The sequence below is a fragment of the Tenacibaculum aestuariivivum genome (genome assembly GCF_964507685.1).
Lineage (GTDB): Bacteria > Bacteroidota > Bacteroidia > Flavobacteriales > Flavobacteriaceae > Polaribacter > Polaribacter aestuariivivum.
The window spans coordinates 2,134,738-2,151,193 of the sequence record NZ_OZ208414.1 but is presented as its reverse complement, the minus strand read 5'-3'; the positions used below and the strand labels follow the sequence as shown (position 1 = coordinate 2,151,193).

Annotated in this window: 17 protein-coding genes; 8 read left to right on the top strand and 9 right to left on the bottom strand. The window is 28.0% G+C overall.

The window, feature by feature from the left end; all coding sequences use genetic code 11:
• Window positions 1–25 precede the first annotated feature (25 nt).
• The 4 genes from ACN5J4_RS09670 (at window position 26) to ACN5J4_RS09655 (ending at window position 4,116) form a co-directional block, all read left to right on the top strand.
• The gene (locus tag ACN5J4_RS09670) at window positions 26–1,828 is read left to right on the top strand and encodes a hypothetical protein (RefSeq protein WP_418649794.1); all 1,803 of its coding nucleotides are present in this window, start codon (window positions 26–28) and stop codon (window positions 1,826–1,828) included.
• Window positions 1,829–2,350: 522 nt separating this feature from the next.
• Window positions 2,351–2,890 carry a sigma-70 family RNA polymerase sigma factor gene (locus ACN5J4_RS09665; protein ID WP_418649793.1) on the top strand — a complete coding sequence of 180 codons (540 nt, stop codon included), beginning with the start codon at window positions 2,351–2,353 and terminating at the stop codon, window positions 2,888–2,890.
• Window positions 2,891–2,992: 102 nt separating this feature from the next.
• Complete coding sequence (locus tag ACN5J4_RS09660; RefSeq protein ID WP_418649792.1) at window positions 2,993–3,502, top strand: DUF3124 domain-containing protein; 510 nt, start codon at window positions 2,993–2,995, stop codon at window positions 3,500–3,502.
• A 5-nt stretch (window positions 3,503–3,507) separates the two neighbouring features.
• Window positions 3,508–4,116 carry a MarC family protein gene (locus tag ACN5J4_RS09655; protein ID WP_418649791.1) on the top strand — a complete coding sequence of 203 codons (609 nt, stop codon included), beginning with the start codon at window positions 3,508–3,510 and terminating at the stop codon, window positions 4,114–4,116.
• Window positions 4,117–4,807: 691 nt separating this feature from the next.
• On the opposite strand, the gene ACN5J4_RS09650 is transcribed toward ACN5J4_RS09655, so the two are convergent.
• Window positions 4,808–6,763 (bottom strand): YgiQ family radical SAM protein, encoded by a 1,956-nt coding sequence (locus tag ACN5J4_RS09650; RefSeq protein WP_418649790.1) that lies wholly within the window; start codon window positions 6,761–6,763, stop codon window positions 4,808–4,810.
• A gap of 177 nt (window positions 6,764–6,940) precedes the next feature.
• Here ACN5J4_RS09650 and ACN5J4_RS09645 point away from each other — a divergent pair, with 177 nt between their 5' ends.
• Window positions 6,941–8,884, top strand: coding sequence for a CocE/NonD family hydrolase (locus ACN5J4_RS09645; RefSeq protein WP_418649789.1), 1,944 nt, complete (start codon window positions 6,941–6,943; stop codon window positions 8,882–8,884).
• A gap of 248 nt (window positions 8,885–9,132) precedes the next feature.
• Here the strand turns inward: ACN5J4_RS09645 and ACN5J4_RS09640 are convergent, their stop codons facing one another.
• From ACN5J4_RS09640 to aat, 4 genes are all read right to left on the bottom strand, one after another.
• Entirely contained in the window at window positions 9,133–9,597 is a 465-nt protein-coding gene (locus ACN5J4_RS09640; protein WP_418649788.1) for a hypothetical protein, read from the bottom strand.
• An 11-nt stretch (window positions 9,598–9,608) separates the two neighbouring features.
• Window positions 9,609–9,869, bottom strand: coding sequence for a hypothetical protein (locus ACN5J4_RS09635; RefSeq protein WP_418649787.1), 261 nt, complete (start codon window positions 9,867–9,869; stop codon window positions 9,609–9,611).
• Window positions 9,870–9,967: 98 nt separating this feature from the next.
• Entirely contained in the window at window positions 9,968–10,444 is a 477-nt protein-coding gene (locus ACN5J4_RS09630) for an Hsp20/alpha crystallin family protein (RefSeq protein ID WP_418649786.1), read from the bottom strand.
• 213 nt (window positions 10,445–10,657) lie between these two features.
• Window positions 10,658–11,281: a leucyl/phenylalanyl-tRNA--protein transferase gene (gene aat / locus ACN5J4_RS09625; RefSeq protein ID WP_418651164.1), complete on the bottom strand. Its 624-nt coding sequence runs from the start codon at window positions 11,279–11,281 to the stop codon at window positions 10,658–10,660.
• Window positions 11,282–11,395: 114 nt separating this feature from the next.
• On the opposite strand from aat, the gene ACN5J4_RS09620 reads away from it, so the two are divergent.
• The 3 genes from ACN5J4_RS09620 to ACN5J4_RS09610 all read left to right on the top strand — a co-directional run bounded on the left by ACN5J4_RS09620 (window position 11,396) and on the right by ACN5J4_RS09610 (window position 13,936).
• On the top strand, window positions 11,396–12,952 hold the full coding sequence (locus ACN5J4_RS09620; protein WP_418649785.1) for an NAD(P)/FAD-dependent oxidoreductase: 1,557 nt from the start codon (window positions 11,396–11,398) through the stop codon (window positions 12,950–12,952).
• A gap of 78 nt (window positions 12,953–13,030) precedes the next feature.
• Window positions 13,031–13,660, top strand: coding sequence for a YqaA family protein (locus ACN5J4_RS09615; protein ID WP_418649784.1), 630 nt, complete (start codon window positions 13,031–13,033; stop codon window positions 13,658–13,660).
• 24 nt (window positions 13,661–13,684) lie between these two features.
• A complete protein-coding gene (locus tag ACN5J4_RS09610; protein ID WP_418649783.1) occupies window positions 13,685–13,936 on the top strand; it encodes a DUF1456 family protein in 252 nt (83 codons plus the stop codon).
• A 258-nt stretch (window positions 13,937–14,194) separates the two neighbouring features.
• Here the strand turns inward: ACN5J4_RS09610 and ACN5J4_RS09605 are convergent, their stop codons facing one another.
• From ACN5J4_RS09605 to ACN5J4_RS09590, 4 genes are all read right to left on the bottom strand, one after another.
• On the bottom strand, window positions 14,195–14,872 hold the full coding sequence (locus tag ACN5J4_RS09605; protein WP_418649782.1) for a DUF4386 domain-containing protein: 678 nt from the start codon (window positions 14,870–14,872) through the stop codon (window positions 14,195–14,197).
• Between the two features lie 440 nt (window positions 14,873–15,312).
• The gene (locus ACN5J4_RS09600; RefSeq protein ID WP_418649781.1) at window positions 15,313–15,462 is read right to left on the bottom strand and encodes a hypothetical protein; all 150 of its coding nucleotides are present in this window, start codon (window positions 15,460–15,462) and stop codon (window positions 15,313–15,315) included.
• Window positions 15,463–15,614: 152 nt separating this feature from the next.
• On the bottom strand, window positions 15,615–15,950 hold the full coding sequence (locus ACN5J4_RS09595) for a hypothetical protein (RefSeq protein ID WP_418649780.1): 336 nt from the start codon (window positions 15,948–15,950) through the stop codon (window positions 15,615–15,617).
• A 139-nt stretch (window positions 15,951–16,089) separates the two neighbouring features.
• On the bottom strand, window positions 16,090–16,455 hold the full coding sequence (locus ACN5J4_RS09590) for a DUF3127 domain-containing protein (protein WP_418649779.1): 366 nt from the start codon (window positions 16,453–16,455) through the stop codon (window positions 16,090–16,092).
• Window position 16,456: the final 1 nt, after the last annotated feature.

Below are 16,456 nucleotides of genomic sequence, written 5' to 3'. Positions count from 1 at the left end.
ATTTGTTAAAACAAAAAAGAGTCCAATGATTAAATTAATAAAAAAACACCTAGTGTTACTTGTATTATTTGCCTTATCTACCGCAAACTCTCAAGAAAAAACATCCGAAAAGGTACTCGAAAAAACAAAAGATACTATTATAAAAACTGAAGTAGTTAATGTAGTAACCTCTTATGTTCCTAAAATAACCGATGCTTTTAAAATTAAACAAAAACCTGTTATAAAACACACTAAAGAAACTCAAAAAAAAGAACTAGATTATCAAATATTTTCAGTGCCCGTTGCCTCTACTTTTATACCTAAAAGTGGAGGTATGAAAAAAATGGATTTAACAAAAAAAGAAGCCATATTTCCTAATTATCTTTCTGTTGGTTTTGGTAATAAAATTTCACCATTTTTAGAAGCTAATTTTAGAAGAGCTGAAAATTATAATAGTGAATTTGGTGCACATTTAAAATTTCTATTATCTGCTGACCCTATTGAAAATATACCTCTTAGTAGCACTTATTATACCATGGGAGTAAATTTATTTTATGCACAACAACAACGTTTTTTTAATTGGAAAGCAGGCATAAAAGCAACACGAAACAAACACAACTGGTACGGATTGCCTTCAAACATTTCTTATACCAATGCTACAATTAGTGCAATTGAAGAAGAACAAGCTCATAACTTATTTAAAGTTTTTAGTGAATTTAAATTTGACGATTCCTATATAAATAAAGCTAATTTTGCTGTTTCTTTTTTCTCTGATATTATAAACAGCAGTGAGTTTTTAATAGAAGGAAACGCTACATTTAAACTTGCTTTAGATAATTTGTACCGTAATTTAAATGACCTATATATAAACACAACTTTAAGTTACTTGGGTAATCAGTTTGAAAACTCGTACCTAAATCAAGAAGAAGTTAATAACGGTTTTTTTACCATTGGAGTGCACCCAACATACAAGCTTAAAGTACAAGATTTAGCTATTAAAATAGGAGCCAAAACATATTTTTCTATGGATATAGAAAATAAAGCTAATAATTTTTTCATATATCCTGATATAGAAATTTCACATCCTATTATAGCCAATTACGCCAACGTTTTTATTGGTGTATCAGGTAATTTAGAAACAAATTCTTATAATTCGTTATCCAATAAAAACCCTTACATTTCTCCTACTCAAAAACTACTACAAACCAATAAAAAATTTAATGCTTTTGCAGGTATAAGAGGTAAACTTAAAAATCAATTTAGTTACCATATTAAAGTTAGCTATGCCGACATTGAAAACAATACTTTTTTTGCTTTAAACCAATCAAAATCAAATGGAGATAATATTGCAGGAAGCAACTCTTTTTCTTTACATGGTTATGAATATGGAAACTCATTTAATACTGAATATGATGACACTAAACTAGCCTCATTTTTTGCTGAAGTTGCTTTTGAAGGAATTAAAAACTTTACCATAGGATTTAACACTCAACTTAATAAATTTACCCTAACAAACCAATTAGAATCATGGAATACCCCTGATATAAAAGGTGAAATTTTTGGTACTTATAAAATGAATAAATGGTATGCTGGTACAAATTTATTTTTTGCAGGCGAACGAAAAGGAAAACTATACGAAATTATACCTACACAAACTTATACAACCGTTAACTTAGAAAGTTATTTTGATATAAACTTTAACGGAGGCTTTAACTTTAGTGACTCTTTTTCTGTATTTTTAAACCTAAACAATGTTTTAAATAATAACTACGAAAGGTTTAATAATTTTAATGTACAAGGTTTTCAAGCTATGGGTGGTTTGAACTGGAAATTTGACTCTCTTTTCTAAAAAAACAACTATATATAAATTAAACTTTAACTAAAAAGACACTTAAAAACAATCGTTTTTAAGTGTCTTTTTATCATTTATAAAATACTCATATCATAGATTAATATATTTTATATACACATGAATAATATTAATATAACGCACTAAAAAAACAAGAATTCTAATTATAGTTTTAGCTTCCATTTTATTTACCGAACTTATATAAAAAAAGGCATCATATTAACACTCTATTGTTAAAATAAAATCCTCTCAGGAAATAATTATAAAAATATTTTAGAAAATAAATGCATCTTTTTATACCTTAAAAGGTCTATTATATGAACCTTAAATATTAAATATCATGAAATATAGAAATCAATGTACATGTAATTGTGATGGTTGTAAAACAGGAAACTGCTCTAACTGCACTTGTCAAAATTGCTCTTGCAACAATTGTAATTGCTAAATCACTTATTTGCTAATTATTACAGCAATTATTCTTACATTTATATAGAATAATTGCTGTTTATATCTCTCTATAAAATGACTACAAATCAAGTTTGGATAAAATATGCTGATGACCTAAAATTCTATATTTTAAGTAAGGTAAAAAATGCAACTATTGCTGATGATATTTTGCAAAATACTTTTATTAAAATACATACAAAATTACATACACTAAAAGATAAAACTAAATTAAAACCTTGGGTTTTTACAATTGCTAGAAATACTGTAATAGATTATTTTAAAAGTTCTAATCAAACTATTGAATTAACTAATTTTGAAATAACAACAAAAACAGAAGAACAAACACATACCGAAAAAGATTGTTTACGTGGTATTTTACAAAATTTACCTAAAAAATACAGAAATCCTTTATTTTTATCAGACATAAAAGGATTAAAACAACAAGAGGTCTCAGATATATTAAAACAAAGTTTACCTACGACAAAATCACAAATTCAACGTGCACGCAAGTTAATAACTAAAGGTTTTATAGATTGTTGTGGATTTGTTTTAAATGATAACGGAAAATTAGTTGGCGAAATTCAAGACAAAGGCGATTGTAAAATATGTAATTAATAATTGTTTTGTTTATTTTGATTGTTTACATGTTTATCAATAACTTCGTGGTCGTTAACTGCAGATTAGTTAAACATATTTGTAACAAAAAAAATAACTGAAATGAAAAAAACCTCATTACTTATACTTTTTATTACAGTATTCTTTGCCTGTAGTAAACAACAAAAAAAAGTTGGTACAAATACAAAAAACTGGCAAACAAAAACTACCAAAATAAATTCAAAAGACTCACTTAATTCTGGTAAAACCTACTTATCTATTTACTCACAAATTCATAGTATATCAGAACATAAAAAACACAATCTTACTGCAATGGTCAGCTTAAGAAACACTAGTGAAACAGATACTATCTATATAATAAAAGCTAAATATTACGATACTCACGGTAAAAAAATACGCACCTATTTTGAAAACCCCATTTATTTAGCACCTATGGAAACATCAGAAATTATAATAAATGAGGCTGATATTATTGGCGGAACAGGCTCTAACTTTATATTTGAATGGAAAACACCTAAAGGCTGTTCAGCCCCTTTATTTGAGGGTATTATGAACTCAACAATGGGGCAACAAGGTTTATCATTTACAACACAAGGAATTCGTATTAAATAGAGAATATGACGCAATACATAACTACACTTTTTTTTATTTTTGCTGTAATAGACCCAATAGGGTCTATACCTGTATATTTAGAAGCTACTAAAGAATTTGATTTCATTCATAAACGAAAAATAGCTATTCGCGCTTCGATAATCGCTTTTTTTATCCTTTTATTTTTTATTCTAATAGGACAAATAATTTTAGACGGAATGTCTGTATCCTTAGATGCCTTTCAAATTTCCGGAGGAGTTATATTATTTTTATTTGCCTTAACTATGATTTTTGGAGACGGAAAACCTGAACAGGAAAAAAATAAAATTACAGATTATAAACATGTTACAATATTTCCTATAGCTATACCCTCAATAGCATCACCTGGCGCTATAATGGCTGTTGTATTACTAACAGATAATCACATATACACCTTACAACAACAAGCTACAACAACTCTTTTAGTACTAATAATTATAGGAATAACCTGTTTAATTCTTTTAGGAGCTAATCACTTACAAAAAAAAATAGGGAACTATGGTATAACTGTGATTAGTAAAATAATGGGGTTAATACTAGCCTCCTACGCCGTACAAAATATACTCTCAGGAATTAGCAGTTATTTTATAAAATAAAGTTAAAACACATGTTAAAACTTGGAAAATCAAAGTATTATAATTACATTTAGTTAATTATTATACTTTGATAAAACAAAATGTATCTATTAAAAACAAAACAGCTAATTAACTTATACAAAAGGATAACTAACAACCTGTTTTGTTCTTTCATTAGTTTTGTAATGTTCCGAAAACAAAAAATCATCTTCCTGAATTTTTAAGGTATAACGAGTATACCTAAATAACTCTATTACATTATTTTTTAAAAATAATATTTAGTATAACATCTTGAATATTATTACTCGTAGTAAAAAAAATGTTATTTATAGAGTTTTAGTGATGTTATTATTTTATTATAATTTAAAAATAATGATCATGGCTGTATTAAGAAAAAAGCTAACTAAAGAGAAGTTATTAGAAAAAAAACAAAAGAAAATTTTAAAAAAATTAGATGATAAAAAAATGAAAAAGCGTAAATCTAGAGCATAACATATTTTTTTCAAAAGGCTTTAATTTTATTAAAGCCTTTTTTACACCTAATTAATTATAAATATTCTTTGTTTTATTCACTTTCACTTCACTAAAATTAAAAAAACATCTCTACTACTTATATTAGCTAGTACAAAAAATAATTACCTAAATATAAAATGTAAAAAAATAGTCTTTTTAAACATTAAGTTTTTATTTAAATATCTTTTAAAAAAAAAGATTACCTTCTTCTTTTTTTATTTTTAGGTGCCCTATAGTTTTTACTTTTGCGCTGATTAAAAGGAACAGCGTCATCAAAAGTATTTTTAACCTCTTTTGCTTCTTTGTTCTTTTTCCACGAATTATTTTCAGGTAATAAAACTTTTAATAAATCTTGTCGTCCTACTTTATTAAGTGTGTTACGAATCCAATCTTTATTTTCTTTTTTATACCAAAAGAAAAATTTATGTTGATCTTCTTTTTCTTTCGCAGTTTTAGGCGTTTTTGTAGGCTTTAAAGTATAAGGATGGTATCCACTATAATAAATTACGGTAGCAACCGTCATAGGTGTTGGTGTAAATCCCTGAACTTGCTCTAACTGAAAGCCCATATCTTTTGTTTCGGCAGCTAAATTTGCCATATCTTCTTTTTCACACGCTGGGTGATTGGATATAAAATAAGGAATTAACTGTAATTTTAATTTTTTCTTAATATTAATACGATCAAATCGATCTTTAAACAGGTGAAAATATTTAAATGATGGTTTACGCATTAACTTTAAAACAGGATCAGAAGTATGTTCTGGCGCAACTTTTAAACGTCCAGAAATATGATTTGTCATTACCTCTTCTGTATAGGCATCTAACTCTTTAGGGTCTGCATTTTTATTAAATTCTGGCACCAACATATCATGTCTAATACCACTTCCTATAAATGATTTTTTTATCTTCGGATGCGCATCAACCGCTTTATATAAGTCTGTTAACGGTTTGTGCGAAGTATCTAAATTACTACATATAACTGGCGAAATACAAGAAGGTGCTACACATTTATCACAAATAGATTGCACTTTACCTTTCATTTGATACATATTAGCAGAAGGCCCACCAATATCAGATAAATATCCTTTAAAGTCATCCATTTTAGTTACTGTATCCACCTCTTTTAATACAGATTCTTTACTTCTACTTGCTATAAATTTTCCTTGATGTGCAGAAATGGTACAAAAACTACACCCTCCAAAACATCCACGGTGAATATTTATCGAAAATTTAATCATTTCAAAAGCAGGTATTGGTCCACGCTTATTGTATTTAGGATGTGGTAAACGTGTATAAGGCAAATCAAAAGAAGCATCAATTTCTCCTTCTGTCATTGTAGGATATGGTGGATTAATCATTAATCGCTTATTTCCTACTTGTTGAAAAATACGACGTGCATATAATTTATTAGACTCCTGCTCTATTACTTTAAAGTTAGAAGCAAATGTTTTTTTATCCTTTAAACACGCTTCGTGAGAATTAATTTCTATATCCTCCCAATTTTTATTCTTCGGAACATTTTCTCCTTCATCAATAAGAACAGCAGTTTGTTTTATCGTTTTTAAACTCGAAAACGGCACCCCTTTTTGTAACAATTCTACAATTTCTCGCAAAGGTTGCTCTCCCATACCATACACCAACATATCAGCTTTAGAAGTTTCTAAAATAGTTGGTAATAATTTATCCGACCAATAATCATAATGAGTAACACGACGCAATGAAGCCTCAATACCACCAATTAAAACTGGTACATCAGGAAATTTTTCTTTTAATATTTTTGAATATACTGAAGTTGCGTAGTCAGGTCTAAACCCTTTATCACCATTTGGCGTATATGCATCTTTTTCTCTTCGACGCTTACTTGCCGTATAATTACTTACCATCGGATCCATACATCCACCAGTAATACCAAAAAACAAGCGTGGTATTCCTAATTTCTCAAAATCTTGTAAATTATCATTTACACTAGGTTGTGGTACAATTGCAACTCGTAACCCGTAACTTTCAAGTATACGGCCTATTACTGCAGGACCAAATGATGGATGATCTACATATGCATCTCCACTAAAAAGAATTACATCTAATTCTTCCCACCCTCTTAACTTAACCTCCTTATTTGTAGTCGGTAACCAATCTGAAACTCGTCTTATTCTCATGCCACTGCAAAGGTACAACGTTTTAGTTAAAATTAACTATCATAAAAAAAGATAGATCAAAAGCACTACCTATACTTATTTTTAAAACTAAAAGTAACCATTTAAAATCTAAAACATTAATTAACAGTTACATTTTATTATTCCTTTTTATATTTACACCGTAAATAACCAAACCATATGAAATCACTTATTAAAATAACACTACTTATTTTACTTGTAATAAGTAGCTGTACCTCTAAAATTACCAAAAAAGCTGAACTAACAAACGCTGTTATAAAAAACACTTTTGTTAAAGATAATTACACTAAAAAAGAAGTAAAAATTACCATGAGAGATGGTGCAAAATTGCACACCACTATTTACTCGCCAAAAGATACATCAAAAACATATCCTATTTTATTACAACGAACCCCATATAGTTGTCGCCCTTATGGAAAAGATACTTTCAAAACTAAAATAGCTCCTAATCCTATTTTAATGAAAGAAGGAAATATTATTGTATATCAAGATGTTCGTGGTCGTTGGATGAGTGAAGGAGTTTATGACAATATGCGTGCTTACATTCCTAATAAAACAGCCAAACAAACCGATGAAACTAGCGATACTTTTGATACCATTGATTGGTTAGTTAAAAACACGCCAAACAATAACGGAAATGTTGGAACTTGGGGAACTTCATATCCTGGACATTATGCAACTATTTCAGCAATTGATGCACATCCTGCTTTAAGGGCTGCATCTCCACAAGCTTGTATTGGCGATTTCTTTTTTGATGATTTTCATCATAATGGTGCATTTTTACTAAGTTATTTTAACGCAATTCCATTATTCGGAACTTACAAAAACCAACCTACAGATTCGTCTTGGTATTCTTTTCCTAAGATGAAAACGCAGGATCAATATCAGTTTTTTTTAGACAAAGGACCTTTAAAAAACTTAAACGAATATTTTAAATATGATAAATTAGATGCTAAAATAGCTTCTTATAAAGATAAAACAACTGGTAAGGTTGATGATTTTTTCTGGAAAGAAATTGTTGAACATCCTAATTACGATTCAATTTGGCAAAGCAAAGGAATTATTCAACATTTAAACAAAGTTCCATCTACAGTAGCAACTATGATTGTTGGTGGATGGTTTGATGCCGAAGATTTATATGGTCCTTTAGAAACATATAAAAACATTGAAAAGCACCAACCTAATAATTATAATACTTTAGTTTTTGGTCCTTGGGATCACGGCGGATGGTCTCGAAATAAAGTAGCAAGTACTGTTGGAAATTATTATTTTGGCGATTCAATTTCATTAAATTTTCAAAAAAATATTGAAACTAAATTTTTCAATCATTTCTTAAAAGAAAACGGTTCTAAAAATAGTGGATTACCAGAAGCTTATGTTTTCGATACAGGAAAAAAAGAATGGAAATCATACGATGTTTGGCCTCCTAAAAGCGTAAAAAAGCAATCTTTTTTCTTATCAGAAAATCAAAAATTAACTGCAGATAAAAAAGGAAATTCAAAAACAACATTTGTAAGTGATGTTAAACATCCTGTTCCTTATTCTGAAGATATAAAAACTGTTTTCACTCCAAGAAAATACATGACCGATGACCAGCGTTTTGCTGCCCGAAGACCTGATGTATTGGTTTTTCAAACGGATATTTTAACTGAAGATTTCACTTTAGCAGGAGATATTTTAACAAAATTAAACGTAGCAACAACGGGTTCTGCTGCCGATTGGATTATAAAAGTTATTGACGTGCACCCTTCTGATATCAAAAATGATAATAAAGATATGCAAACGCACCTAAAGCTAAGTAATTATCATATGATGGTTCGTAGTGAAATAATGCGTGGGCGTTTTAGAAATAGTTTTTCAAAACCTGAACCTTTTACACCAAACAAAAAAACAGCAGTAAATATTAAATTACAAGATGTTTTTCACACTTTTAAAAAAGGACATAAATTACAAATTCAAGTGCAAAGTACGTGGTTTCCTTTAATTGATTTGAACCCGCAAACATATGTTGATAACATTTTTAAAGCCGATAAAAAAGATTTTAAAACACAAATACATACTGTTTTTTCAGACTCTAGTATTGAGTTTTCTGTGTTAGACTAATAATTTAAATATCGTATATAAAATAAAACCTCGTAATTAAATTACGAGGTTTTATTTTATATAAAAACAATTAATACTTCTTATTATTTATTTTAATTAATATAAATTTGCCTCTTATTGTTTAAAAAAACAACTACGAAAAAATTTACATTACTAATAATATTATTTATTAGCTCAATAACAATTGCTCAAGATTTTGATATTACAAACAGTAAAATTTACTTGTATATAAAATAAACCTATTATATTTATATTTTTTCATTAATAAATTCTGACTGATATTTTTCTAAAAAATCTTGCTTTTTTTTGTACATCTCTTGCCTTATTTTATCAATATCTATAAACTCTTTACCAAAATTACTTCTAAAAAAACTATCATTAAAAAAATGTTTACTAAAAAGTGAGTCTTGAGAAAAAACATCTTCAAACCCTCGTTTTTTAAAGTCTGAAAAAACTGTAAAAAACCTATTCTTTAAAGCTTGTATTAAGCTATCACGCTCTAACAACGAAAATTCATCAAATCTGTTTATAGAAGACCAAGAGTAAACACTATCATACCTAACTAAATTACCATTTTTATCAAACTCTCTATTAACTTTCCAAGAACCTTTAGGTTGTTTAATTATAGTATTTTCACTTTGATTTTTTTTATGCTGAGCATTACAAACAATACTTAACATGCTAATTATAAATAATAAAATATACCTTCTCATTAATTTAAGTTTTAAGTTAAATTTAATCTTGTATCAGTTAAAAAATCTTTAAAAAAAGCTCCATTATCTTTCAGTTTAATCAATTTATTTTGATGAAAAACTTTTAATTTTCGTTTACCATTTTGATACCAAACACACTCCAAACAATTATTACTAATAACCTCTCCAAATATTACATAATTTTTTGTAATATATTTAAGTACTTGCATTTTTGGTGCAGTAAGTTTTCCCTTTACTTTCACCCAGTCTCCAGGTTTAAACTTTCTTGCCATAACACTATAAATTTTAAATTATTAAATGGAAGTGTAGGAAGTAACACCTTTACCTATTTCTTCCTACACTTAATTTTTTAAAAAATAATAGTTATAAATTATAAAACTTTAATGCTTCTTGTATTTTTTTGTTTTGCTTCTTCTCTTTTAGGTAAAATAACACTTAAAATTCCCTCGTTGTAGTTTGCGTTAATTTTTTCATCATTTACACTTTCTGGTAAAATAAAAGTTCTTTTAAACGAAGTGTACCCAAATTCTCTACGAGTATAATTTTCTTCATTGTGCTCATGCTCTTTTTTTTTCTGTTTAAAAATTGATAATATTTTATTATCAATACTAATATCAAAATCTAACTTTTTTAAACCTGGAACTGCCATTTCAACCACAAAACAATCAGCTGTTTCTTTTATATTAACCTTAGGTAGTGTAATTCCAGTATTAAAACTTGATGTAAATACAGAAGGTAAATCTCTGGTAAATATTTCATCTAACCAGTTTGACCAAGTTGGGAAGTTTACGTTTGATTTTGTGTTTGCTAAACTTCGATTTTCAGGAACATTAACTAAATTGCTCATAATTACAAAAATTTAAATTAAACATTATTTCAAATATGAAACCTTAATTGACTTCGGTATTAAATTTGACAAAAAAAATACCAAAAAAAAGAAAGTGTCTATTTTTATCAAAAAAAAAAGACAAACTGTCGTATTGTCAATAAAAAAAAGACAATCTGTCATTGAAAAACTTATAATTAAATTAACTCTTCATTGATAGAGTATAATCCCCCTTTATAAAAAGTTTAAAAACTCACTTCTATTAATTTCACGAGCCCCTAAACTTGCTAAGTGCTCATTATAAACTTGGCAATCTATTAATTTATATCCGCAGTTTTTAGCTAAATGAATAAACGCCACTTTACTCATATTACTAGCCTTACTAAACATACTTTCACCACAAAAAACACCATTTTTTAAATCGACACCATACAAGCCAGCTACTAATTTATCATCTTGCCAAACTTCTATCGATTTTGCAATTCCTTTATCATGTAAATTAATATAAGCATCTTCCATATCATCAGTAATCCAAGTTCCTAACTGGTCATTTCTGTTAATATGTCTACAATTAAAAATCACCTCATTAAAAGCTTTATTTTTGGTAATTACAAAGTTATCTTTTCGTAAAACCTGTTTCATCGACTTTGAAACTTTTACCTCATTAGGAAATAAAATCATACGCTGTGGTGGTGCATACCAAACAATTGGTTCACCTTCATTAAACCACGGAAAAATTCCATTTTTGTAAGCAAACTCCAAACGTTCTGCCGATAAATCGCCTCCAAACGCCAAAACACCTTCTTCATTAGCCAATTCGTAAGGTGGAAATACTATTTCTTTAGGTAACCAAATCATCATAAAAAAATTAATAAACGTAACAAATATAGCACAGTTATTAGCACTTGTAATCATAAAAAAATTCTTATCAAAATAAAAAGGTATCAATTCAATTTTGTATAATTTTGCACTATGGTAAAAGAACTTCAACTACGCATTAATTTAATAGAAGAAAAGAAAGCTGATATTTTAAAAAAGAAAGCTTCTAAAAAATTAGGAATCGCTATTTCTACTATTACTACGGTAAAAGTATTACGTAAATCTATTGATGCTCGTAAAAAAGATGTAATTTTTAACTATAAAGTAGCTGTTTATATAAATGAAAATTTACCCGAAACACCAGATTATGTTTTCGAATATCATGATGTTTCTAACGCTAAAGAAATTCATATTATTGGTTTTGGCCCTGCAGGAATGTATGCAGCACTTCGTTGTATTGAACTAGGCTATAAACCAATTGTTTTAGAACGTGGTAAAAATGTACAAGATCGTCGTAGAGATTTACGTGCCATTAATCAAGAGCATTTTGTAAATGAAGATTCTAATTACTGTTTTGGTGAAGGAGGTGCAGGAACTTACTCTGACGGAAAATTATATACCCGTAGTTTAAAACGTGGTGATGTTCGACGAATATTTGAAAACTTAGTATATCATGGTGCTGCTGAAGATATTTTAATTGATGCACATCCGCATATTGGAACAAATAAACTGCCTAAAATTATTCAGAATATTCGTGAGAATATTATAAAATATGGTGGAGAAGTTCATTTTGATACTCGTGTTACCGATTTTGTTATCAAAAATAATAAAATACAAGCTATTCGATTAAAAAATGGAAATGAAATGACTGTTAATTCTGTAATTTTAGCAACAGGACATTCTGCTAGAGATATTTACGAATTGTTAAACCGTAAAAATATTTTATTAAAAGCAAAATCGTTTGCAATGGGAGTTCGTGTAGAACACCCTCAAGAAATTATTGACCAAATTCAATATAGTTGTTCAGGTCAAAGAGATGAATTATTACCTGCCGCTGCTTATAGTTTAGTGCAACAAGTAAATAATAGAGGGGTCTATTCATTTTGTATGTGTCCTGGTGGATTTATTGTACCAGCTGCAACTGCAAATGGTGAAGTTGTTGTAAACGGAATGTCTCCATCTCGAAGAAATAATAAATTTGCAAATTCAGGAATTGTTGTTGAATTAAATATTGATAAAGATTTTAGAAAATATGAACATTTTGGTGCTTTAAAAGGATTAGAATTTCAAAAAGATTTAGAAAAATTAGCTTTTGATGCTGGTGGAAAAAGTCAGGTTGCCCCTGCACAACGTTTAACCGATTTTGTTGAAGGTAATTTATCATCATCATTAAATGAAACTTCTTATCAACCTGGATTAAAATCATCTCCATTACACTCATTACTTCCAAAAATAATTGGAGGTAGATTACGTAAAGGTTTTGATGCTTTTGGTAAAAAAATGCACGGATATTATACAGCAGAAGCAAATATTATTGGTGTAGAGTCTCGTACCTCATCACCAGTTAACATTCCTAGAAAACAAAACTTAGAACACCCTGAAATTGAAGGCTTATTTCCTTGTGGTGAAGGTGGTGGTTATGCAGGCGGAATTGTATCTGCCGCTATGGATGGTGAGCGTTGTGCAGAAGCTGCAACTGCTAACTTATAATTAACAATATTTCTTTGATATATCTGTAATTACCTTGTATTTTTGCAGTCTCTAAAATAGGTTTAGAGCACCCAATAGATGAAAACGAACAAAAAGAAAAATAAAAAGAAAAACAAACCACACGTAAAGCGGTTACATAATTATTATCATCGCACAGGATTTTATATGTTTATTTGGGAAAGTTTAAAAAAAGCTTTTTGGCCAATAGTTATTGCAGTTATAGGAGTATTTTTATTTAATAAATATATTTATAATATTAATGATGGTTTACAAAAAATAACAGAAACTTTTTCAACACTTGGAGTATTAATTACATTCTATGTTTCAGAAACCATATTAGGACTAATACCTCCAGAAATTTTTATTGCTTGGTCAAAAAAAACAACCAATCCGGTTTTAATTTTGTCTATTTTAGCAACCCTTTCTTATTTAGGTGGTTTATCTGCTTACTTTATAGGAAGAGCTGCTTTAAAAATAAATTCTGTAAGAAATTACTTAGAAGTTAAAATGGCTAAAAACCTTAAAAACACTAGTAAGTGGGGAGGTATTTTAATTTTAGTAGGCGCATTATTACCACTACCTTTTGCTATTAGCTGTTTAACAGCAGGTATGATTAAATATCCGTTTAAAAACGTAGTTATTTTTGGATTATTTCGTTTTTTACGTTTTGCTATCTATGCTTGGGCTATTTTTAGCATGGTTAATTAAATTAATATTATTAAAAACAAACTTATGGGAGGCTTATCAAACAACGATATATTTAAAAAATTGAGAGTAGCACACAAATTGCGTGATACTGATATTGTTGAAATTTGTGCTTTAGTAGATTTTAAAGTTTCTAAAGGAGAGTTAGGTGCTATTTTTAGAAATGAAGAACATCCTAAATATATGGAATGTGGCGACCAGATTCTTAGAAATTTTTTAAACGGGTTAATCATTCATTTAAGAGGTCCAATGCCCCCAAAAAAAGTAATACCTAAATAATAAAATATAACAAAAACCTTTTGAGAAATCAGAAGGTTTTTACTTTTTACCTACCTGTTCAGCTACACATACAAAAAAACACTACTTGGATACCCATTCATCATATAAACTTCTCCCCAAAATTTAGTTATCAAATCCTAATTCACTAAGCAATGCCATTTTTTTTATATAATTTTAACTTGTTATAAAACCAAATACCTAACACTTTAACAAGTACTTATTAATTATAGCCATAGTTGTGCGTTAGTTTTTAATCATTCACAATTTTATTGTCGTTAATTTTAGCCCTTTTATAATTAGCCAAATAGCCAATATTATTTCTTGTAAAACAAGGGGAATCGTTATAATTCCATATTCTATTGAAATAATTTTAATTAATTCAAATAACAATAAAAAACTTGCTATCATTATTAATATATTTCCAATTATTCCCCATATTGAAATCCACTTAGGAATAAGTTTTTCCTTAAATAAAATATAGTATAATAATAAATTCCCTATTCCTGTTGCTAATATTACACCTAAATGATTTGTTAAATCTCTAAAAAGTTTTAATGCTTGCCCAAATGTTTCATAAAAAAATGAGTTTGTATTTGTATCGACTAAAAAATTTTGACTTAAAAAAATAAATATAGGTAGTAGCATAATTCCAAGTAACTGAAACACCCCTGCTATAATTCTAAATCCTACAAAACCAATAGATAGTGTTTTATTATATTTGGTTAAAATAGGATAAAGTACAAGTGAAAATCCAATATAGATTGGAACTAATAAGAATTGGAATATACCTCCAATTAAAACTCGATTTTTATTAGGATAGACTTGATTAAGAAAATTATCACTTTCCACATCAGGAACTATACTTAGTATTCCCGAAACTATTCCAAGAATAATTAATGTACCTGCAATTCTTGAAATTTTACTATCTAAGTTCATTATTTCTCTTTATCAATCTCGTTTTAGTGATACATAAACATGTTCGGCTATTATTAATCTAGGAATTAAAAGTACTAAAACTTTCAATTTATCACTTATCCAAAACTTTTTATTTTGATTGTTTTTTTTTTACAAAAAAAAAGATTTGGGTGTCATTATAAAAATACACTAAATTTTTAATTTATAACTTTAACCCGTATTAATTATAGCCATTATTGTACTATGTTATTTTTTCCTAACCCAACCTATAATTCGTTTAAGAAAAGTTCTCTTTCTATAAAGAATAATTTATTTGTCTTTCATTACTGTAATTTGTGGTTCCTTTTTTTTAATCACAATTTTCGGTTTCTTGTCAATTGTTTTTTGTTTTTCTCTTTCTAAATCTTTTAAATGTTGTCTTCTTTTCTTTTCTAAAAATAACTTTCTATTATTTTCTCTTTCTAATTTGTGTTCTTTATAAAAAGGTCGTGAAGAGATTTTCCACCAACTACTGATATTAATTTTTTTTCTAGTTGATTTTGAATATTGTAAATATCATTTTCTGATTTATTAAACTTATCTATTTTAATTTCTATGGCTGCTTTATTCAAATTTCAATAAAAATTGTCTTTTAGTTTTACTAACTTTATTTGACCTGTGAATTTTTATAACTAAACCTTCTCCAACAGTATAGTCAAATTTATTTTTATTTTTTATTTGAACATATAAATCAGCAGACCTTTATCCATTATTAAACCTTTGCTCAATAATTACTCTTGAGAAATAAAGTGTATCTTGAATATTTCCAAATTTCAGTTTTAGGAAAATATTTTTTGCTATTATTTTTTTTTGCTAATTTGTGTTCTAGACTTTCCCCACCTCCAGATTTTTCATTCCCATCAAGTCCTTTTTTAAAATAAAAATATGGTCGAATTATTTTTCCGTTTGGTTTCGCGTACATTGGTGTTAAATACGTTAAAGAATAATAAGTTCTCTTTTCCCATTTCTTAGGGTTTTTAGAGTTCATACCATCAATAACCTTTTTTATGGTTATTATTTCACTTTTCACGCTATTTTCAATATGAGCACGGAATTTCATTTAATATAGTAAAATACCTTATAAGGTTACAATCATTCTTTTTTATTATCTAAAAAAATAAAACTAATTAATTTTTTAAAAAAAATGCAATAAAAAAGAGAGCTTAAAGCTCTCTTTTTAATTATTTATAAACCTTTAATTAAAAAGGTAAATCATCTGGCTCGTTTGCAGATAAATCTGGTGCAGGTTGAAATTGATCAACAGGAGGCGTGTTTTGAGATGTTGCTTGTGATAAATTTTCAATTCTCCACCCTTGAATAGAGTTAAAATATTTAGCAACTCCTTCAGGATTAATCCATTCTCTCCCTCTTAAATTAATAGACACTTTTACATCTTGTCCAACAGCATATTGATTTAATATATCACATTTATCCTGTACAAACTCAATCATAATCATTTGAGGATATTGTTCATCAGTAGTTACTACTAATTCACGTTTTCTAAACCCACTAGCTCCAAATGTTTGTGTTTCGTTAATTAATTTAATTTTCCCTATAACTTCCATA

Excerpts from the sequence above, each read along its gene's own strand:
- ACN5J4_RS09650 (WP_418649790.1), bottom strand. The coding sequence starts at position 6,763 with ATGAGAATAAGACGAGTTTCAGATTGGTTACCGACTACAAATAAGGAG.
- ACN5J4_RS09595 (WP_418649780.1), bottom strand. The coding sequence starts at position 15,950 with ATGAAATTCCGTGCTCATATTGAAAATAGCGTGAAAAGTGAAATAATA.
- ACN5J4_RS09660 (WP_418649792.1), top strand. The coding sequence starts at position 2,993 with ATGAAAAAAACCTCATTACTTATACTTTTTATTACAGTATTCTTTGCC.
- ACN5J4_RS09615 (WP_418649784.1), top strand. The coding sequence starts at position 13,031 with ATGAAAACGAACAAAAAGAAAAATAAAAAGAAAAACAAACCACACGTA.
- ACN5J4_RS09605 (WP_418649782.1), bottom strand. The coding sequence starts at position 14,872 with ATGAACTTAGATAGTAAAATTTCAAGAATTGCAGGTACATTAATTATT.
- ACN5J4_RS09620 (WP_418649785.1), top strand. The coding sequence starts at position 11,396 with ATGGTAAAAGAACTTCAACTACGCATTAATTTAATAGAAGAAAAGAAA.
- ACN5J4_RS09630 (WP_418649786.1), bottom strand. The coding sequence starts at position 10,444 with ATGAGCAATTTAGTTAATGTTCCTGAAAATCGAAGTTTAGCAAACACA.
- aat (WP_418651164.1), bottom strand. The coding sequence starts at position 11,281 with ATGATTTGGTTACCTAAAGAAATAGTATTTCCACCTTACGAATTGGCT.
- ACN5J4_RS09640 (WP_418649788.1), bottom strand. The coding sequence starts at position 9,597 with ATGAGAAGGTATATTTTATTATTTATAATTAGCATGTTAAGTATTGTT.
- ACN5J4_RS09665 (WP_418649793.1), top strand. The coding sequence starts at position 2,351 with ATGACTACAAATCAAGTTTGGATAAAATATGCTGATGACCTAAAATTC.
- ACN5J4_RS09590 (WP_418649779.1), bottom strand. The coding sequence starts at position 16,455 with ATGGAAGTTATAGGGAAAATTAAATTAATTAACGAAACACAAACATTT.
- ACN5J4_RS09610 (WP_418649783.1), top strand. The coding sequence starts at position 13,685 with ATGGGAGGCTTATCAAACAACGATATATTTAAAAAATTGAGAGTAGCA.
- ACN5J4_RS09670 (WP_418649794.1), top strand. The coding sequence starts at position 26 with ATGATTAAATTAATAAAAAAACACCTAGTGTTACTTGTATTATTTGCC.
- ACN5J4_RS09645 (WP_418649789.1), top strand. The coding sequence starts at position 6,941 with ATGAAATCACTTATTAAAATAACACTACTTATTTTACTTGTAATAAGT.
- ACN5J4_RS09655 (WP_418649791.1), top strand. The coding sequence starts at position 3,508 with ATGACGCAATACATAACTACACTTTTTTTTATTTTTGCTGTAATAGAC.
- ACN5J4_RS09635 (WP_418649787.1), bottom strand. The coding sequence starts at position 9,869 with ATGGCAAGAAAGTTTAAACCTGGAGACTGGGTGAAAGTAAAGGGAAAA.